At 37.2% G+C, this 19978-nt stretch carries 16 protein-coding genes; 11 read left to right on the top strand and 5 right to left on the bottom strand.

The window, feature by feature from the left end:
* Window positions 1-14: 14 nt before the first annotated feature.
* From H7A25_25650 to H7A25_25615, 8 genes are all read left to right on the top strand, one after another.
* Window positions 15-3407: an ankyrin repeat domain-containing protein gene (locus H7A25_25650; protein ID MCP5503309.1), complete on the top strand. Its 3393-nt coding sequence runs from the start codon at window positions 15-17 to the stop codon at window positions 3405-3407.
* Window positions 3408-3533: 126 nt separating this feature from the next.
* Entirely contained in the window at window positions 3534-5669 is a 2136-nt protein-coding gene (locus H7A25_25645) for a chitobiase/beta-hexosaminidase C-terminal domain-containing protein (protein MCP5503308.1), read from the top strand.
* Between the two features lie 91 nt (window positions 5670-5760).
* Window positions 5761-6501 (top strand): outer membrane lipoprotein-sorting protein, encoded by a 741-nt coding sequence (locus tag H7A25_25640; GenBank protein ID MCP5503307.1) that lies wholly within the window; start codon window positions 5761-5763, stop codon window positions 6499-6501.
* 2 nt (window positions 6502-6503) lie between these two features.
* Window positions 6504-7784: an ABC transporter permease gene (locus H7A25_25635; GenBank protein ID MCP5503306.1), complete on the top strand. Its 1281-nt coding sequence runs from the start codon at window positions 6504-6506 to the stop codon at window positions 7782-7784.
* Window positions 7785-7793: 9 nt separating this feature from the next.
* Entirely contained in the window at window positions 7794-9065 is a 1272-nt protein-coding gene (locus H7A25_25630) for an FtsX-like permease family protein (protein ID MCP5503305.1), read from the top strand.
* Between the two features lie 5 nt (window positions 9066-9070).
* The gene (locus H7A25_25625) at window positions 9071-9742 is read left to right on the top strand and encodes an ABC transporter ATP-binding protein (protein MCP5503304.1); all 672 of its coding nucleotides are present in this window, start codon (window positions 9071-9073) and stop codon (window positions 9740-9742) included.
* Window positions 9723-11063, top strand: a complete 1341-nt coding sequence (locus tag H7A25_25620) for a hypothetical protein (GenBank protein ID MCP5503303.1) — start codon at window positions 9723-9725, stop codon at window positions 11061-11063. The genes H7A25_25625 and H7A25_25620 overlap by 20 nt, the downstream gene beginning before the upstream one ends.
* A 215-nt stretch (window positions 11064-11278) precedes the next feature.
* Window positions 11279-11611 (top strand): hypothetical protein, encoded by a 333-nt coding sequence (locus tag H7A25_25615; protein ID MCP5503302.1) that lies wholly within the window; start codon window positions 11279-11281, stop codon window positions 11609-11611.
* 31 nt (window positions 11612-11642) lie between these two features.
* Here H7A25_25615 and H7A25_25610 read toward each other — a convergent pair whose 3' ends face one another.
* A complete protein-coding gene (locus H7A25_25610) occupies window positions 11643-12206 on the bottom strand; it encodes a hypothetical protein (GenBank protein MCP5503301.1) in 564 nt (187 codons plus the stop codon).
* A gap of 226 nt (window positions 12207-12432) precedes the next feature.
* On the opposite strand from H7A25_25610, the gene H7A25_25605 reads away from it, so the two are divergent.
* The 3 genes from H7A25_25605 (at window position 12433) to H7A25_25595 (ending at window position 16265) form a co-directional block, all read left to right on the top strand.
* Entirely contained in the window at window positions 12433-14892 is a 2460-nt protein-coding gene (locus tag H7A25_25605; protein MCP5503300.1) for a DEAD/DEAH box helicase, read from the top strand.
* Window positions 14889-15668 (top strand): ribonuclease H-like domain-containing protein, encoded by a 780-nt coding sequence (locus H7A25_25600; protein ID MCP5503299.1) that lies wholly within the window; start codon window positions 14889-14891, stop codon window positions 15666-15668. The genes H7A25_25605 and H7A25_25600 overlap by 4 nt, the downstream gene beginning before the upstream one ends.
* 90 nt (window positions 15669-15758) lie before the next feature.
* The gene (locus H7A25_25595; GenBank protein MCP5503298.1) at window positions 15759-16265 is read left to right on the top strand and encodes a TerB family tellurite resistance protein; all 507 of its coding nucleotides are present in this window, start codon (window positions 15759-15761) and stop codon (window positions 16263-16265) included.
* Here the strand turns inward: H7A25_25595 and H7A25_25590 are convergent.
* From H7A25_25590 to H7A25_25575, 4 genes are read right to left on the bottom strand one after another with little or no spacing between them, the layout of a single operon-like run.
* Window positions 16262-17812 (bottom strand): PEGA domain-containing protein, encoded by a 1551-nt coding sequence (locus H7A25_25590; protein ID MCP5503297.1) that lies wholly within the window; start codon window positions 17810-17812, stop codon window positions 16262-16264. The genes H7A25_25595 and H7A25_25590 overlap by 4 nt on opposite strands.
* Window positions 17813-17857: 45 nt before the next feature.
* On the bottom strand, window positions 17858-18619 hold the full coding sequence (locus H7A25_25585) for an ABC transporter permease subunit (GenBank protein ID MCP5503296.1): 762 nt from the start codon (window positions 18617-18619) through the stop codon (window positions 17858-17860).
* The gene (locus H7A25_25580; protein MCP5503295.1) at window positions 18619-19515 is read right to left on the bottom strand and encodes an ABC transporter permease; all 897 of its coding nucleotides are present in this window, start codon (window positions 19513-19515) and stop codon (window positions 18619-18621) included. Before H7A25_25580 ends, H7A25_25585 begins: the two co-directional genes overlap by 1 nt.
* Window positions 19512-19976: a PTS sugar transporter subunit IIA gene (locus H7A25_25575; GenBank protein ID MCP5503294.1), complete on the bottom strand. Its 465-nt coding sequence runs from the start codon at window positions 19974-19976 to the stop codon at window positions 19512-19514. The genes H7A25_25580 and H7A25_25575 overlap by 4 nt, the downstream gene beginning before the upstream one ends.
* Window positions 19977-19978 lie beyond the last annotated feature (2 nt).

Raw genomic sequence — 19978 nt, 5'->3', positions numbered from 1 at the left:
TCATATTTTTGCTTTTGGGTTTTTTACAGGGTCTCAGTGCTGATTCATTTCGCTCCATGAAAAATTGCATTTTTAATTCTAATATTAGCTGTCTGAAACTCTTTTCAAAAAAGAAAGGTTTATTAAAGAAAACCGATGTTAACGGTTGGAGTGGTCTTCATTGGGCCGTACATGCTCGAAAAGAAAAGATCGTCGAATTTCTTTTGGAAAATGGACTAAAACCGGAATCCGGAGAAGCGGGAACTTCTCCACTTCACCTTGCCGCCTGGAATGGTAATTTGAACATAAGCAGACTTCTTCTGGATGCCGGAGCGGAAATAGATAATCAGGATAAATATGGAGATACTCCGTTAATGTCAGCAGCAATTGGGGGGCATTTTAAACTTTTAGAACTTTTGATACAAAAAAAGGCAGATGTAAATCGACAAAACAAACAGGGAAAGACTGCTCTAATTCGAGCTGTTGAGTTTGAACAAATAGAAATAGCTAAATTGCTTCTGGATAATCAGGCTAAGTTATCTCTTTTAGATGGAGAAGGTAAGTCAGCTATGTTGTATGCAGTAGAATCCGGGAATAAGGAAATGATTCGTCTTTTGAATCGTTATGGAGCCAACAATCCCTATAAAGCTTTATATTCCTGTATCAAGGCTAACAATCTTCCCTGTTTTCAAAAAAGTTTAATTTCTGAAGATATGCTATCTTACCGAGAAAATGGAAAAGATTCACTTTTGAAAATAGCCATTGCAGAGGGAAGCACAAATATAATAAACTTTATTCTTCAACATGAGCTTTCGGATTCTTTATTTTCCGACAAAGAGGGAAGTGAAATGTTGCTTTTGGCTTCAAGGCTTGGAGATATCAAACTGGTTCAAAAGTTACTTGATAAGGGAGCCTCTCTTCATTATTCGAATGCAAAAGGAGAAAATGCCTTATATATTGCCTGTCAACACAAACATACTCAACTTGTTTCTCTTTATCTGAATTTAGGTATAGACTATGATAGTCATAATTCCCATTCCAAAAGTTGTTCTTCTCTCATGAAGAATAAGGAATATGAAGATATTGCAAAACTTATTCAAAAGCATATAGATAAAGAGAGAATGGAAGAAGCGATAGAGAAGGAAGATATGTCTTTTATTAAAGTCCATATACTAGACTGGAAGAACTCGACTGTATTTTGTGGAAATGAAACACTACTCGGTTGCGCAATTTTAAAGAAGAAATACTTGGTAATGGAGTATTTAGCTGAAGATAAGGATTTACAAAATAAAACAAATCTGAGGAACAAATCACCCTTATTTCTGGCAGCGGAGGAAGGAGATGAAAAAGCTATTTCTATTTTAGTTAGAAATAATATTCAGATTAAAGAGAATTCTTTTCTGAAAGTTTTCTTTGAAAACGCTTCTGCTACCTCGATTGAAGCATTATTGAAAGATGAAAATCTTTCACCCTATTTAAAACCTTTAATGAACCGCTTATTTCTATACGTTCTTGAACACAAATTGGGTGATTCTGTTTATCAGTCTTTTTTAAGTTCTTCGTTTTTGGAAACTTATACAGAGACTAATGAAGATGGCAAGACCCTATTGCACCTATCTTTGGAGAATGGAAATAAAGAACTTGTGGAAACCTTAATCCGTAGAGAACCCAAACTTTTAGAGATGCCGGATTTAGAAGGAAGGCTCCCTTTGCATTATGCATCTTTAAGGGGAGAAGAAATGTTACGTTTGTTGAGCTCAGGCTATTCCAATTTAGATATACAGGATAAATATGGATATACTCCTTTGCAACTTGCCTTATTGCAGGGCGAATATGATAGCTGTTTTTACTTATTAGAGAAGGGTGCATCTCCTTATATTACAAACAAAGAAGGAGATAACCTATTTTCTCTTATATACCAACAAAAAGATATTCCAAAAGCGTTTCTGCAAAAGATCCTGAGCTTTCATCAAGAGTATGAAAAAGAAGAAGTCGATAAAAAAATGTGGATGTTTCTTTATGCCCGTGCAGCAAACTTTGAAGGGTTTGTAAAGCATTTTTCAACAGATATACTAAATGAAAGAGATCCATCTTCTATGACAATACTTATGAGAGCGGCTTCTGTTTCTGATAATGGAAAGATTGTAAAATTTTTGTTAGATGCGGGAGCAGAAAAAGAAGAAAGGAATTATTCCGATAGAGAAAATACGGCATTATTGTATGCTCTTTTGAATAAAGCAGATGCTTCTGCTATAGAATTAATTAAAAGAGGAGCATTTTATTTTCGTTCCAATCGAGCAGGGATGACTCCTTTACAGGCCGCTATCCTGTATTCAGGAGATGAGGTTATTGATTTACTTATAGAAAAAGGTGTGGATATAAATTACCTGAGTCTGTATGGCTCCCCTTTACATGTAGCTGTAAAACGAGGAAGTAAAAATTTGGTTAAAAGACTGTTGGAAAAAGAAGCTAATCCTGACAGAAGAGACTCGGAAGGATTCACTCCTTTAATGTTGGCAGCTAAATTAGGAAAAGAAGAAATTTTACAGCTTTTACTTTCTAAGGGAGCTTCGAGGGAACGTTTGAATCCTTTTACGGGTATGTCTGCCCTGCATTATGCCTGTCTCAATGGACATGAAAAGACAGTTGCGCTTCTTATAGAAAAGGGGAGTAGTGTTAATCGACAGGTGCCTGGAAACCACTCAAAATATTCCGGATATACTCCCCTACATTTTGCCAGTATCAGTGGAAATGTAAAAACAGTGCAGCATTTGTTAAATTCCGGAGTTTTACCTTTTGAAGAAGATGCTGAAGGAAATACGGCCTTGCATATTGCTGCAAGCGGACATGACCCGGTAATCTTAAAATTGCTTCTAAAACGTTTTTCAAGTTTTCAAAGGTATCCTTCTCCTGAAAACAAACATAAACAAACCCCTTTAATGTTTGCCAGCGAAAATTCACTTTCATTTGTTCGCCTTTTATTAGATTATGGAGCCAGCATTCGAGAAGAGGATGAACAGGGTAGAACTGCATTGTTCTATGCTCTTGAATCGAATAAAGAAGATATAGCTAAGTATTTAGTATTAAAAGGATCTGAAATACAGGTGGAAGATATTTATCGAAATACTCCATTATTGATTGCTGTGAAACATTCTAACTTTGAAATAGCAAGGCTTTTAATAGACAATAAAGCGGATGCGAATATTCAAAGTCGGGATAATTGGGGAATTAGTAATAGATGGACACCACTCATGTGGGCTGTTCATAATAAGAAAAGGGATCTGGTGAAACTTCTATTACACGCAGGAGCGAGAGTTAAAACACGAGACGCCTCAGGAAAGAATGCTCTTCAGTTAGCTACTGAAGTTGGTGCTGATAGCGGAATTATGAGTTTACTCGAAGTATATTCTAAGAAACAGAGGAACTGAAAAAGTAAAGTGGATTTTTTGCCTAAATATTTAAAAAAAAGAATATAGCAAAATAGAAAGAATAGAAAAATTTCTTGAACTCTTCTCTTGATAGAAGAAACGTTTTCCCATCTTATAAAAAAGGATATGAAAATGTTTCAAGTTCGAAAAATACTATTTTTTATTTTGCTTATCTCCTTAAGCTGTCATAAAACTGAAAACAAACCTTTTGTTGTTTTACAAAACCCGACTGCTATAAAGGCTTTGATACCTGAAAGTCCGCTTTCTTTTTCCCTGGAGGGGGGAACTTATTATGGAGAGCAAGAACTTAGCCTCCGAATTAATTCTGATGGTACAGAGAATGGAAAAATTTTCTATAAACTACAAAAAGTATATTCGGTATATAAAGAAGATGCGGAAGATTTTATTGAATATTCACAAGCTATAAAATTAAAGCCATCTAACTCTATAATCTATGTTTTAAAAGCCTACCTAAATATAAATGGGCATAGAACCGAAACTTTACAGAAAACGTATTCGGTTCGCAATAAAGTTCTTAGTCCTGTAATGTACCCTCCGGGCGGAACTTTTCTAAAAGCTCAGAATCTTAGATTTGAGTCTCCAACAGAAGGAGCGATAATTCGCTACAGCTTTGGATCTGTAAAGCCGGATATGGAAAATGGAATCATTTATAAGGGAGAGTCTATATTTGTAGAATCGAATACTCTTGTTTCGGCTGTGGCGTATTTTGAAAATAATCCCGGAAGTATTTCCTCGATAAAAGAAGAATTGTATTCTTTCGTGAAAGAATTACCACAACCTGTATTCAGTCTAAAAGAAGGAGAATATAAGGAGTCTAAACTACTTTTTATTAGCCCGCCTGTAAGCTCTGCTTCTGTACGTTATACTCTAGATGGAACGGAACCCACGAGAGAACAGGGTATTTTAATTGATCCGAATAGTCAGTATGAAAACAACAGCAATGAAATATACTTAAATCAAAACTATTATATACGGGCCATTGCTTTTACTGAAGATGAGATTTCAAAAGTCAAAGATTTCAGATTTATTTTAAAAGTTCCGGATGAGCCTAAACTTAGCTTGTCTGAGGGTACTTATACAGGAAAGCAAGTAATTTTAATAAATGTAGTGGAAGACGATGTCGACGTATATTATACTACAAACTCTAATCTTCCCCGGATTCAAGCGGAGTATCTATATAGGGAGGCTATAGAAATCTCAAATAGTCTTACCCTCAGGGCAATGGCTTGTTATAAGAATACACAAAATTGTTCTTCTACAGTCATTAGAAACTATGTGATAGAAGGTACACTCTCGCAACCTGTGCTTTTTCCCCCGGCCGGCGACTATGATGTACCCGGAGAAATACAGTTCATTGATATAGAAAGCGGATCTCAGATATACTATACTTTGGATGGAACTGAACCTAAACCCGGCGAAAGTCTGCTCTATATTTCCCCCATTGTATTTGATAAAACTCTTCATCTTCGAGCAGTAGCTTACAAGCCCGGCTATAGTCTATCATCTGAAGTTTCAGGTTTTTATAATTATAGAGCTTTTCGTCTTGAGGACATACAGAAATTATATGCTAATGCAAACCTAGAATATGGACAGAAAGCCGGAGAAGGGCTTACATCTGAGGTACTGAGAGCCATTGAACTCGTACAGACACATCCTTCCCTGATTCAGGATTTAAATAAACGACAAAAATTTGTAGAACAAAATGCAGCTCTTGCCGCTTCAGAGCTCTGCACTTCTATTGTAAGATACCTGTATTTAAAAGCCTATTCTAAGATATATCCTGAAAGAATATTAAACCTTCCTCCTGGCTTTGCAGAATTTTATATCTACGGAGTTGATAAGGGCTATATTATCACCGACTCAGGGGGGCAGACTTTTAACTGGGTTTTAAAAGGAACCGAACTGGTGAAGGGCTTTTTAAATGAAATCTATTATAATTCCTGGGACAAGTATAGGTATGAAGAAGGTTATAATACAGACGCTGCATTATTAGATTATGCTAATTCATCTGAAAAGCAGATATTCTTCTTACGCGATGGCCCGGATGTGAACACGGCAAGCCACACCTTTCTTGCTATTAAACATCCTACAGATGGATTTAAAATGCTGGACACTTACCATCATCCCTGGACAGGAAAAGGATTCTATGAAAACGCAGCTTCCGGCGGTATTTATAAAGTACGCTTTGGTCCAAGCGGTACCCGCTGGTTACACATTGTATACTCGTATACGAAAAATTAGCATAAGAATAGTGAACTTTTATCTGCTCTTTTTTTTAAGAAAAACATTTGACCTCTTCCTTTTGTATGTTAACTTAGGGTAAGGAGGTCTTATGTTTACATTCATTTTTTTATCTCTACTGTTTTTAACTTCTCCTATTCTTTCTGAAGATAAAGCTACGGGTATCATTAAAAAATTAGAGTCTACTCTCTGGGGTGAGAAATCTTCTTCCGGACGAATAAAGATTATCATCAAAAAGCCCCGTTTTAAGCGTACAATGGAGTTAGAATCCTGGGAAAATCGTAAAGAGAAAAAAACATTCATCCGCATCTTAAAACCGGATAAAGACAGGGGAATCACTTTTTTAAAATGGAAAAACGAACTCTGGCAATATTTACCCTCTATAGGAAAAGAAATAAAAGTTGAGGGTTCCTTAATGCAGGATTCCTGGATGGGATCCGATTTTAGTAATGATGATTTGGTTCGTTCTTCTTCTATCACGGAGGACTATTTTCAATCGATTCAAAAAGAAGATAAGGATATATACGAAATTTTGCTCCTTCCCAGGCCGGGAGCTCCTGTAACCTGGAAGAAGATTCTCTATAAAATCCGCAAAAGTGATTTAATGCCGCTTCGACAGGAGTTTTACGATCACAGGGAAAATCTGGTAAGGATTCAAAAATTTTCTTCTTATAAAAAGATGAATGGCAGATTAATTCCTTCTCTCATGCAGATGGAAAGTTTAAAGGCGAACGGAAAAGAGAAGTCAAGAACCATTATGATTTTGAAGGATATGAAGTTTAATCAGAATATTGATTCTTCTGTATTTTCTAAAGCAAATTTAAGGAAATAGTTATGTTCAAAACAGCCATCCGCTATGTTCTCGGTTATAAACACCGAACTCTTTTGACTTTCTTTTTAATTCTAATTGGTAGTTTCTTAATTTCTTTTCTGCGTTTTTTTTCTTATGGGAGTCATGAACTTATGATATGGAATGTGGTTGGTCTACATTCCGGTTATGTACAGATAGCTGCAAACGGCTGGTTGGAAAGTTTGACTCTACAAAGGGCCCTGGATACAGACGAAAAACTTATAGATAGAATTTCAAGTATAAAAGGAGTGCAGGTAGTATCTCCTCGAATTTTTAGCTATGCCTTAATTAACTTTAAAGAGAATTCCAAATACGTTTCGGTATTAGGAGCCAATCCGGAAAAGGAAAGATTCGTTACCACCGTGCATGAAAAAATAAGAAAAGGAGAATATTATAAGAATACAGAAAGTGAACATGAGGCAAATATTGGCCATAAACTTGCCCGTAACCTCGGTATGCAGGTAGGAGATTCCGCCTATCTTATCGGTTCTCAATTTGATGGTTCCATGTCCGGTATCAAGATAAAGCTGGTAGGAATTTTCCAGGCCAGCGATACAGAGTTGGATACTTCGAGAGTTTTTATAAATCTTAAAAGTGCGAAAAAACTCTTTGCTCCGGATAACTCGGAGGAAAATATTACTCGATACACTTCTCTTGCTCTCGGAATTAGAAATCACCGTGAGGCTGAGCTAATATTCCAAAACCTTAAAAAACAATATCCCCTGCCTGCTTTAGAAAAGGGAGAACTACGGGAAGAATCGGAAAATTTTGAACCGGTGGCTTTAAACTGGGAAGATTTGAATCCGGGGATTTTACAATTTGTTTTGTTAGACCAAATTCAGGGTGAGATGAGTATTGCTTTCTTGATTCTGATTTTAGCTTTTGGTGTATTGAATACAGTACAGATGTCTATACAGGAAAGAATACGGGAGTTTGGCAGTTTATTAGCCATAGGAACAAAGCCTTTTGATATTCAAAAGATGATAGTATATGAGGTATTACTTATATTAAGTCCGGCTATTTTTTTAGGAAATCTCATAGCCATCTTTTATGCAAACTATCTGGATAAGCACCCAATAGTCCTTACAGGAAATACAGCAGATGCCTATGCAGATCTCGGTTTCTTACCCGTACTGAAAGCTATAGCAGATCCAAAAGAGATGTGGATTGGAGTCCTGAGCCTTTTAATCCCTTCCCTTATATTTACAGTATTGGCTACCCGCAGGCTCTACCGTTTAAATCCTGTAGAGATAATCAATTCCTGAGGAGGAAATATGAATTTGAAGGATAAGCTACTTCTTCTTTTCAGGCTGGGTTTACGAAATATACTCAGGCAGAAAAAGCGTTCCTACCTGGTAATGTCTACGGCGGCTGTGGGAATGATTGGTGTTTTATTTACTCTTGCTTCTATAAACGGCTACTATAATTCAATGATCCTGGTTGGAATTCAGTCGGGACTCGGGCATATCCAAATACGTCCTGATGGTTATCAAAAAGAAAGAAAACTCGGTATGTATTTTACAAGACAAACAGAGCTCGAAGAAGAATTTAAAAGAATCCAAACTCTCTTTTTTTCAGCTCGATTTGAAAGGGAGGGCTTACTCAAAGTAGGAGCCCGTTCAACCGGGGTTGTCTTAATGGGCATAGAAGAAAAAAGTGAAATAAATGTGAGCTACTTTTCTAAATGGTTAATAGAAGGAAACTTTTTCGAAACTCAAACGGAAAAGGATAGGCAAAGTGGGACTATTCCCTGCCTTATAGGCAAGGTAAATAGCTTGAAGTATGATGTAAAATTAAATGAAACCCTGGTTCTTTCCTTTTCAGACAAAGAAGGTGATTATAAACCGGTACTCTGTCGGATACAGGGAGTTTTTCAATCGCCTTCCGAGCCTGTAGACAAATTTACAGTCCTCTTACCAAGAAAAGATCTTTCCAACTTATATGCAGGTAGGGACGATTATTTAAGTTACTATGTGGGTTTGACAGAATCCATAGATAAAGCACAGGCTATGAAAGGAAAGCTTTTGGAACTTATCGGAAAAAATTCAGCTCTTGAGGTCTTGAGTTATAAAGACCTCGAACCCTCTCTGGTATGGCTTATGGATGTATCTGTACAATTTGGCTGGATTGCCAATATAATTATCATGTCAGGCTTTGCTTTAGTTCTTTTTGAATCCATATCCATGTCTGTGTTTGAGAGGATAAAAGAAATAGGAATTTTACGGGCCATAGGTTCCTCGCCTTCCCTTATTTTTTGGATGGTTTTATTTGAATCCAGTCTATTAAGTATCGGTGGTTCTATACTGGGCATATTAGGAGGAGGTCTTGTTTCAGTATATTATTCTTACAAAGGATTAGATCTTTCTAATTTTGCAAAAGGTTTCGAAATGATGGGTAAGTTTTCCAGCACCATATATCCCACATTAAGCGTAAATGATATATTAGGAAGCTTGCTTCTGGCTATAGTAATCGGGATAATTTCTGGAGTTTATCCTGCGATTAAAGCCATACGGGTAGTTCCGGTAAAAGCAATTTATAACAGGTAAATGAAATGGATATTATAAAGATAGAGAATGTAAAGAAGCAGTTCAAGCAGGGTGAAAATGTAGTAGAAGCTTTACGGGGTGTTAGTTTTAGCATACAGGAAGCCGAATTTGCCGCACTCGTGGGTCCATCCGGATCAGGAAAAACAACTTTGTTAAATATTATCGGGGGACTTGATTCCCTGACAGAAGGAAAAGTTGAGGTAGATTCAGAAGATCTTAGCACAATGAAAAATAAGCAGTTGAGCGAATTTCGTCTGAATAAAGTAGGATTTGTTTTTCAGGCTTATAACCTGATACCGGTTTTGACCGTTCTGGAGAATGTTGAATACGTTCTTATGCTTCAAGGGAAAAAGCCAAAAGAAAGGAAGGAAATTTCGCAAAAACTTCTTCATGAAATGGGACTCTCTGAACTTGAAAACAGATTTCCTCGCCAGATTTCCGGTGGACAGCAACAACGTGTAGCTGTATGTCGTGCTCTGGTCTCCGATCCGGCTGTTGTTCTGGCAGACGAACCAACTGCAAATCTCGATGGGAAAAATGCGGAATTACTTCTGGATATTATGCAAGAAATGTGCGAAAAGAAGAAGAGAACTTTCCTGTTCAGTACACACGATGAAAGGGTAATGAAAAGAGCAAAGCGATTAATAATATTAGAAGATGGTAAAGTACTTAATTAAGCTATTCTTATTTGCCTTTCCATTTCTTCTTTTGGCCGAACCCGTCCAACTCGAAGAGGAAATTATTCTTGATGAAGAAGATCTTGTAACAGAAGAAAAACCAAATCCAATTGAAATGAAAGGTTTCTTCCGGGAATTATTCTTAACTACAGAAAAAGAAGCGGAGAATCAGAAATCTCTTACTTCCTCTTACAGCCGTCTTCGCTATGGATTTCAATATAGGACGGAAAAAATGCAGTGGGAAGTATTACAAAACCTTGATACCATTATAAGTTCGAATAAGGATTTTCCGCTGTATGATAGCTATTGGAATATGCGGGTAAGAAACCGCTTACTTCCTCTTGAAAAAAGCTATGATCAGATAAATAGTACAAAGCTACGGACGGACACACATCGTTTATCTTATGCTTATTACGGAAGAGATTATACCTTAAAATTAGGAAGACAGGTTATAAGTTGGGGACAGGGAAGATTATTAAATCCTATCAATCTGCTTACACCTATTAATCCATTTCTTCTGGATCTGGAAGATTTACAGGGCACCGATACTCTTTATTTCTTAAAAAGTTTGAACGCTCTTGATTTAATGGAAATACTCATAACACCCATCCGGAGGAACTCTGAGAATAAAACAAATAGTCTTTCCTTGAAAGATACAAATATATTGCTTCGTTACAAAGTAAGCAGGGATAATATAGACTATTCTGTATTGGGAGGAATTCATTATCACTCTTATGTCTGGGGCTATGACCTGGTACTGACAAAGTGGGATGCTTCTTTTCGCATGGCCTATCTCGGTCGGCGAGAATCCGATCCGGAAAAGAATCCCTTCTATAATCGCTATGAAAATCCCATACCACCGGCAACAATACATCAGGGAGTATTAGGATATAGTTATGCATTTTATGGAAAATACAGGTTTAATTTTGAGATCTTTATGAATTCGGGGAATTCAAATTCAGATAAAGCACTCAGGAAAAATATGGAATATGAAAGTCTTGTCTCCATGTCTTATCTTCCAGCTTCGCAGGATGAAGCAAGTTTTTTCAGAACTTCCGGTAGGATCATCACAAAAAATAAGGTATTACCGGAAGTTTCTCTGGGTTATACAATTTCCCAATTATGGTCTATGGATAGTTTTATAATCTTAGACCCTCATCATAAAAGTGGTTTTTTAGGGTTTATCGTATCGTATAATTTAAGCGATAAGGGAATTTGGAATAGTGGCCTGCAAACATTTTTCTCTCAAACAAAAAGTGAAGAAGCAGAGTTTGCCAATTACCAGTCTATGTTTTATACCTTCGTACGCTGGAGTTTTTGAAAATTCTAAAAATCTTATATAATGATTAAATCATTAAACATTTGAGAGTTTTAAATATGATCATTTTTTGACTTGAAACTTATATACCTGTATATATATTGGAATCTCTTTTAGAAATTCAAAAAAGACGTTTAACAATGCAGGCCAAAATCATAGAGAATAGTAGTTTACCCCTGGTTCTAACTTATATGAGTCCACTTTCCTGGTATAGAATGATGCGGAGAAAACCTGTATTTCAAATTCATGCAATCACGCTCTGGCCTTTTGTTTTTTGCCGTGGAAAAATTGGACCTGTAACCCGCAATCATGAGAGCATCCACATTGCCCAGGCTACAGAAACTCTGGTATTTTTCTTTTATATTATTTATCTCTATGATTGGCTTAAAGGCTTATGGAAATATCGGAACGATTATAGAGGGTATAGTTCTCGTTTTGAAAAAGCTTACTATCGTATTCGTGCAGAACAAGAAGCCTATACAAATGATAAAAATCTGAATTATTTTTCCGTAAGAAAATCTCGCGAATGGTTGTGGAAATACAAAGTATAAAGTAGCCGCCTTATTATCAGCGGCTAAATCATTATTTAAACAATCCCGTACTTTTCAAACGCTCTTTTTGTCTCTGTATGGATTTGGGCGTTCTTTTTAGACTTTTAGCCAGTTCCAAATTGGACTTATTATAGTTTTTTTTGAGTTTGTCCAATTCTTTTCTTGTCCATTTTGCTCCATTCTTTTCAAGTGAGATGCCAAATTCTTCCATCCTGATACTTCTTTTTTTGGCATTTATGGATTGCAGGGAGCGATTAAACATTTTGAGTAATTCTCGTTCCGGTTTATCTATATTCTTTTTCAGTTTTTGAACTTCTTTATTTGTCCACTTCTTATTCCGATTCAGAAAATTGTCTTTTGTTTCGAGTGATAGCCTTCTTTTTTTTGTACGCTCACTGACCATTTTTTTCCAGGTAAGATTATTTTTTCTGGCAAGATCTAAATCTTCCTTCATAAAACCGTTCTTGTTAAGCCAGATCTTTGTTAAAGAGCTTTTCTTCTGGGGCAGAATGGATGAACTAAGAATAAATTCTACCCAGGAATCCAAATCTTTAATAGAAGATAGCTTCTTTTTAAGGGCTTTATCTTCCTGCATACGATACTCCTTTATGTTATGATAAAAATCATAATTTTATCTGTCTGGTTTTAATTATTTCATATTGGAGTGTTTTGATTTGGAATTTTCAATTGGAGGGCTTATAGCTTGTTTCATTATACTATAAAAAGTATAAAAAAGTTACATGAATTGAGAAAAAAATAAGACTGCTAAATATCACAAAAATTCTATTGACCTACTTTCGTTTAGTAAAACTCTGGGGACTATGGCAGGACTCTCTCTATTTACAGACTTCTTAAAGAATAAGTTCAGGGGAAGTATCAAGCATTTTTATACCACCGAACCGGAAGAGGGGAGTTTTGCAGATTTTCCGCAGGAGCTTGATCCTCGCCTGATTTCTATTTTGCAGGCAAAGGGGATTCATTCTTTGTATTCCCATCAATTAGAGGCTTTTCTTGCAATCAGGGAAGGAAGTGATTGTCTTATGGTTTCTCGAACTGCCAGTGGAAAAACCCTTTCCTTTTTATTGCCTGTTTTAAACGAATACTTGAAGGAAAAAAAAGGTTTTTCTGTTTTAATGCTATATCCTACCAAGGCACTTTCTCGTGATCAGGAAGGAACCCTCGGAAGTCTTATAGGGTCGGTTTTTAGAGAACAAAAAATCGGGACTTATGATGGAGATACACCGAGGGGTGAGCGAGAAAAAATTAGAAAGTCAGCGGATTTTATGATTTCGAATCCTGATATGCTTCATTCCGGTATATTGCCAAATCATAATAGACAGTGGAAATCTTTTCTTTCGAGGCTTAGGTTTATTATTGTGGATGAAGTGCATATATACCGGGGCGTATTTGGTTCCCATGTCGCGAATGTGTTTCGAAGACTTTTGCGTATCTGTGAGCTGCATGGTTCCAGGCCTATCTTTATTTGTTCTTCTGCAACCGTGGCCAATCCATCTTCCCATGCGTTTTCTTTGTTCGGTAGAAGTTTTAAATTAATCGATGTGGACGGCTCTCCGAGACCTAAAAGAGAACTGTATTTTCTAAACCCACCTCTTTATACAGCAAATTCAGGTGTAACGTATAGAAAAGGAACACATTCTATCTCTGTTCCCCTGATCCGCGAAGCGGTTCGAGAGGGGCTTCGACTGATATGCTTTTGCCGGGGAAGGCAGGAAGTGGAAAGGTTGTATAGAGCCGTACTTGATGTAAATCCGAGATTGGCCGAAAAGGTTAAACCTTATCGCGGAGGTTTATTACCGAATGAAAGACGAAACTTGGAAAAAGATTTGTTTGAAGGGAAGTTAAACGCGATTATCAGTACGAATGCTCTGGAGTTAGGTATAAATATAGGCGATCTCGATGTATGTTTATTGAACGGACATCCCGGTTCTGTAGCGAGTTTCTGGCAGCAGGCCGGTAGAGTGGGAAGGAGCGGTAAACGTTCAGTAATTGTTTATATAGCAAGGGAAATGCCGGTAGACCAGTATATTGTAAATCATCCTGCATTTATTCTGAAAGCACCAGTAGAAGAAGCCTGGTTGAACCCTGAAAATCCATACATATTTCTTCAACATCTTCCCTGTGCTGCATACGAAAAACCTTTAGAAGACCAAGAACCTGTATTTAAAGATCCGGATATATACCGAATGGCTCTGGATACACTTTTAAATAATTCAACTCTTTCTCCGTATCATGGTGTCTATCGTTATTCTTTGTATGATTATCCTTCAAAGGGTGTAAATCTTAGAGGAATGACGGATTATAACATTCAAATTATACATAATGATGTGGTTATTGGAGAGTTGGATCCGATAGGCGCAAGGGGGACACTTTATAAAGATGCCATATACCAGCACCTCGGTAAAAAGTTTATGTCCCTGGAATTAGATCTGGAAAAGAAGTTTTGTCGGGTAGAAAGGGTAGACTTTGACTATTACACAGAAGCTGTTTGGGAAGGTATGGTGCAGATAAAGGAAGTTTACGAAGAGAAAAAAGCTTATTCTTCTACTTTACAATTTGGAGAGATTCAGGTAAATAAACAGCCCAAGCTATATAAGAAGATCAAAGAAAAAACCCGTGAGAATATAGGATACGGCCCGATAAGTCTTAGTCCGTTTATGTATGATACAACGGGTTTTAGTCTTCATCCCGGTAAAGAATGGTCAGAAGCGATGGAAAAGGTTGATAAACGTTACGAAGCGGCTGCGATTTACGGACTTAGTTATATTTTAAAAAGAGTAGCACCTTCTCTTTGTATGGGAGATATACAGGATATCCAGACGGATGTTTCTTTGTCTGAGGAAGGAAAGTCTTCCTGGAAAAGTGCCTTATATTTGTATGACTCTCACGAAGGGGGAGTTGGATATGCTGAAAAAATATATGAAAAGTCTTATGCTGCATTTTTATTTTGTGAAGAGCTTATCAATGCTTGTGAGTGTGAATATGGCTGTCCTTCCTGTGTTACACCGCAACCTCCGGGTGTTGAAAGTCATACAGAACTGGAAGAATTACTTTTAGAGTCGGATGCTTCGAGGGCCTGCACGAAAAGTTTATTAAGTTTTCTTACAAAAGGAGAGATTATTATTCCGATAATCAAGGAAAATAAAAGAACCCAGAGTTCTGCTTTCATGAACCAGATTCAGGATATCGAAAGAGAAAAAATGCAGAAGAGAATGGAAAGAGCTTCCGGCATACTGCAAAGGAAGAGAGAAAAAAAGCATTGATCGAAAAAGCATTTTTGCATTTTAAAGGTGTAGGAACTAAAGTTCGTGAGAAATTAGAAGAAGAAGGAATTCAGGATTGGAAACATTTTTTACAATACAATAAAGAAGATAAGAAACTTCAAAGACTTGCCGGGAACTTGCAATTTGAATTACAGCGGTATCTTAAAGCAAAAGAAGAAAAAGACATTGCATTTTTTGTAAAACATATTCATCCAAAAGAGAGATTTCTTTTACTTGCAGAATACTTTGATGACTTAAGTTTTTTTGATATTGAAACAAACGGGCAGACATGGGGAGACTGTATTACCACGATTGCCTGCTTCCATAAGGGAAAGATATATAACTTCGTAAGTGGAGAGAATATGGAAGAATTTTTACAGCTCTTAGAAGATGTAAAACTTTTAGTTTCCTTTAACGGGGCTTCCTTTGATATTCCTATTGTATTACAATACTATCATATACCATATTTAGTATGTCCGCATATAGATCTTCGATGGGTGTGCCATTATGCCGGAATTAGAGGGGGTCTGAAACTGATTGAAAAAATATTTGGCATTAAGCGTCCTGCAAATCTGGAAGGTGTTGATGGATTGGATGCTATTATACTCTGGCATAATTGGATAACAAGAAAAGACCGCTCTTCCAGAGAGAAGCTGATTCGTTATTGTTCCTGTGATGCGATCAGTCTGAAAATTTTATGTACAGAAATATTGAAAGAATATGGTTATACCCATTTTTCTGTAGACAGTAAAAGCCTATTCAAACTTTTGGAATAAAGTTACAGTCGATTGATAATTTTCATTCTAATAAAATTATATTTTGATAGTCATAAAAAGCTTAATATGCTAAGCTATCCATAAGAGGTGATTGCCATGCCAAATAGAGCGATACTTTTGAATAGAGTTCTACCGGGCTACGAATACTATGTCAATCAGGAAGATGAAAGACAATTTGAAGAAGAAGATTACTTCAGGCTAAAAATGAACTATGCCAGGATTCTGATTAGCCTCTGGTCTCATGCCTGCTTAGCGGACGGAGTTTTTCATAACCAGGAAGCGAATATAGTCGGAAAAATGATAGCAGCTTTCTTTCAGAGGGGAAGTATTTTTGAAAGCTATATTGAAATTAAGGATGATATTTTACAGGAACTATTACAAACTTTTGATTCGCCACTTCCTATAAAAAGCATAAAAAGTTTTGCGGAAGGGAATCCTGTTATGGCTACCAATTTTTATGAAGATGCTGTTTGCATTGTGTATGCAGATGGAGCTCTGGCCAACGGAGAAAGGGAGTTTTTAGATGATCTGGCACAGGAATTGGAACTGAGTCGGATGGATAAAAAACGGATTGAAGCGAGGTATATTCCTTCCTAAAAACGAAGGCGAAATCCGAGGGTGCTTCTGGCATTAAGCTTTCCCCCCGGATACTCTTCTATGTACTGACCGAACTCAAAGCCTTCATGGTTGTGTCCGAGCCAGAGAAAGGTGAAGGCACCGATAATCATTCCTCCTCCAAGAATAGCACTCCTGTCACGCAGGTTCTCCCAGTTTTTAATTTTGGATTCATTCTTAATAATTTTCATCTGCTCATACATAAAGTTGGTGGTATATTCGGACTGTGAAGACTGACTTAAGTTGGAAAAATTTGCAATGCCGGAATAGAGATTTAGCATATTCAACCTGACTTCGGTTCTGAGTTGGTCTCTACCGCTACTGACCCGATACTGACCGTACATATAACCCCCGTAAAACATCAAAGCTGCGGAAAGGGAATACAGCGTAAAATCGTAGTAATCATGGTCTAAAAATATATGGAACTGATTCTGGTAAAAGGCTTTACTTTCACCCGGAGAAAGTTGTGTTGCGATTTGATTTGTCTTTCCCTTCGAAATATTGATACCTTCAAAATGGGTAACAAATCCTTCTTTTTCAATACGCAGGCGATTTAAACCGAGGGGAACTTGCACTTCCTTTAAAGGTGTTTTTCCGAGGTATATTGAACCGAGATAAACATCCGCACCTTCCGGTTCACTTTTTACGCTAATAAAGCCTTCCTTTTTCAAGGGTTTCAATTCTAAGACGAGGTTGTATTTTTTTTTCTTCTCGAATGAGTAAACCTTTTTGATTTTTTCAAAGCCTTCTTTCTGGATTTCAAGACTATGAATACCTTCGGTTACCCGGATATCCTCAGCCGGGGTTTTTCCCATATATACTCCGTCGATATATACCAGGGCATTCTTTTCTTTTCCGGTCTGGATGCTGAAACCGGCCTCCTCTCGGTTGATCAGATACTTTCGAATGTCATTGTTATGGGGTTCAATTTCTTGAAACAAGCGTTTTAAGCTGAGTTCCGTAGTAAAATTTTTCTGTCGGTTGTAGCGCCTTTCAAATACAAAGGTCTGGATTTGTATTTTATTGGCTTCTGTCTGGTAGTATTCCCCTCCGACAAGGTAGAAACACTCATGTTTTTTTCCAAGGGATAGTTGCATTCCGGGTACCAGGGGATTGGAGGAGGATATAAGGACAGGCTTCAGTTGAATAAATCGGGGATCTTTCTCCGGAGTTAATTTTTTTCTTCCAAAGTTGAGAGCCTCAATAAATTCCCGGTTATGAAAAGATTCAAACTTTTCCCTATCAAGTTTGTATTGTTTTCCATGTGAATGAAAAATCGTAAGAGGCATTACATCTTTATCAAAAACATAACGGGTTTTATTAAAACCGGAATATAGTACCGAGGGAATGCCTTCTGAGAGATAAGAAATATCTTCAGTTCCATTCACATTTTTATAGGGAAAAAAACAGAGTTTTCGCTCTGTTTCAAATTCAATTACTTCGGGTAGAACCTGCTCTTCAAAATTAAAAATTTCATCAATAGCCAGAAGGGGCGGAGTAAAAAAAGACAGGCAGAGAAAAAAAGCCATACAGCGGGTCAATATAGGAAAAACGGGTTTCTTTGAAGACATCTTTTACCTCTTCCGGAAGGAATAAACCAGAAGAAAAATTCCGATAGTAGGCATAATGAGAGATAAAGGAGATTTGTCAAAATAATCTTTAGAAAAAGAAATCTGTTCTCCGAGACCCGGCCCGAAGACATCTGCTGTAAAATCGATCCCGAGAAAGCTAAAGATGGCGATTGTCATGATAACCGAAGGAATTCCAGTAATAAACAAAACATAAAAAATGGAACGGGTTTCGGGTAAAATATGATTTTTAAAAATATGAATTTTTCCGGCTCCCATAGCTCTCGAAGCAATTGCCTGTCCGCTTCCTAAAATTTCCCTGATTTTACTTTGCACGGATTCATAAGTCATGGCCCAATCCGAAAGAATAATGGCCAAAAGCATAGCAAAAAAACCTGTGTTCAATGCGTTTACTACGACAAGGGCGATCAAGAGAGAGGGCAGGGAGATTAGCACAGAGGAAAACATTTGTAGAACGGTTTCAAAATATTTTCCCAGGGAAAATGATAAAAGGGAGCTTAGAGCAGCTAAGCTCAGAGTAAGTAGTCTTGCCGGAATGGCTGTAACAAAGGTACTCAAGATTCCATAGGAATAAAGAGCATATATATCTCTACCCAGCCTGTCTTTTCCTAAAATATGATATGGATCCTGAAACGGAGCTTTTAGAGCAGTTTCAAGCTCCACTTCTGTGGGTGGATAATAAAGAACCAGACCGATGAAAACCGATAAAAAAAAAGCCAACCTGAGTATTAGATTTAGCTTATTCATCAGGCATTCACCTTTATTATTCTTTCCTGTATAAAACGAGATAAACGGGTAAAGGAATAAAAGATCAGACCGCAATAAAACAGCAGGGCTCTTAATAAAGCTTCATCCATACTTTGAATGGAATAATACAAAGACTTTCCTATTCCAGGAAACAGGAAAATTTCTTCTACAATGATGGCTCCGGAAAGAAGAGAACTAAAATCTAAAAAAATGAAGATGAGAAGAACTGGGAAAATTTTTAATAAGAGATGTTTATAAAGAATAGTGAAACGGCTGAAGCCCCTGGACTTTAAAAAAAGGATATAGTAGGTATCTTCTTCTTTCTTTCCCTCGGCATAGGTAAAAAAGAAAAGTCTGGCAAAAATTCTCGAACCCAGGGCAAGACCGGGAAGAATCAGGTAGCTGAGGTCACCTGCTACATAACCTCCCGGAGGAAGTAGTTCCCAATACAGGAAAAAAAGAAGTAAGAGGAGGATGGCTACAACAAAAATAGGAGTCGAAAGAATGAAGCCGGCGAGACTTAAAAGTAAACTATGGAAAAGTTCTGAGCGGAAATATAGAGAAGTAATCCCGGCAAGTATTCCGGTAAAACTCCCAATTAAGACCGAGAAAAGGGCAAGTTGCAAAGTAGGAACAAGCCTTGTGCCTATGTGATTCAGGATATTTTCACCGGACTGTGAGTTTCCCAACTGAAACCGGAAAATTCCCAGAACAAATTGGGAATAAGATGTTAAAAAGGATGGTTTCTCGTTTTCCATTTCTTTCAGATACTCTTTTGAAACCCCGCTATCAGCATGGAGATAAGCTCTATCTTTTATTCGAAAACTGGCCAGCGAAAAGGAAACCAGACTCAGGGTGAATAGGAAGAATAGGAAATGAAAAACTTCTTTTTTCAACGGACTCCGAAGTTTAGAATAGATTGAATGTCCTGAAAGTTTTGAGCTTCTATAAGCCTGTCCCGCTCTTCTTTCTGATTCAAAGTTTTGGCAATAAGAGCAAGGGTTTTTATATGATCCTGAAAACGATCTCTCGGAACTACCAGCATCACAAAAATATGTACAGGAGCTTTATCTATGGCATTAAATTCAATACCTTCTTTTGAAATGGCAAGTAGGGTAATTTCAGATTGTATAGATTGAGCAGAGCAGTGGGGTATCGCGATTCCTCCCCCGATTCCGGTTGACATGGTATTCTCTCGATTAATTAAAGCCGTAGTTATTTCCTGGCTTTGCTCTGCATTTAAAGTTCCATTTTTACGGCAATGTTCTACGAGTTTTCGAATGAGTCCATGTGGATCCTCTGCTTTCAGGTCGTAGATTACATCTTTCTCCTGTATGAGTTCTAAAAGTGTCTTCATGT

Source organism: Leptospiraceae bacterium (assembly GCA_024233835.1).
In the GTDB taxonomy this organism is placed as follows: domain Bacteria; phylum Spirochaetota; class Leptospiria; order Leptospirales; family Leptospiraceae; genus JACKPC01.
Note: the sequence above shows the minus strand (reverse complement) of the source record. Positions and strands in the feature narration are given on the sequence as shown.

Coding starts and splice junctions, on each gene's coding strand:
- H7A25_25645 (MCP5503308.1), top strand. CDS start 3,534: ATGAAAATGTTTCAAGTTCGAAAAATACTATTTTTTATTTTGCTTATC.
- H7A25_25640 (MCP5503307.1), top strand. CDS start 5,761: ATGTTTACATTCATTTTTTTATCTCTACTGTTTTTAACTTCTCCTATT.
- H7A25_25635 (MCP5503306.1), top strand. CDS start 6,504: ATGTTCAAAACAGCCATCCGCTATGTTCTCGGTTATAAACACCGAACT.
- H7A25_25630 (MCP5503305.1), top strand. CDS start 7,794: ATGAATTTGAAGGATAAGCTACTTCTTCTTTTCAGGCTGGGTTTACGA.
- H7A25_25625 (MCP5503304.1), top strand. CDS start 9,071: ATGGATATTATAAAGATAGAGAATGTAAAGAAGCAGTTCAAGCAGGGT.
- H7A25_25620 (MCP5503303.1), top strand. CDS start 9,723: ATGGTAAAGTACTTAATTAAGCTATTCTTATTTGCCTTTCCATTTCTT.
- H7A25_25615 (MCP5503302.1), top strand. CDS start 11,279: ATGCGGAGAAAACCTGTATTTCAAATTCATGCAATCACGCTCTGGCCT.
- H7A25_25610 (MCP5503301.1), bottom strand. CDS start 12,206: ATGCAGGAAGATAAAGCCCTTAAAAAGAAGCTATCTTCTATTAAAGAT.
- H7A25_25605 (MCP5503300.1), top strand. CDS start 12,433: ATGGCAGGACTCTCTCTATTTACAGACTTCTTAAAGAATAAGTTCAGG.
- H7A25_25590 (MCP5503297.1), bottom strand. CDS start 17,812: ATGGCTTTTTTTCTCTGCCTGTCTTTTTTTACTCCGCCCCTTCTGGCT.
- H7A25_25585 (MCP5503296.1), bottom strand. CDS start 18,619: ATGAATAAGCTAAATCTAATACTCAGGTTGGCTTTTTTTTTATCGGTT.
- H7A25_25575 (MCP5503294.1), bottom strand. CDS start 19,976: ATGAAGACACTTTTAGAACTCATACAGGAGAAAGATGTAATCTACGAC.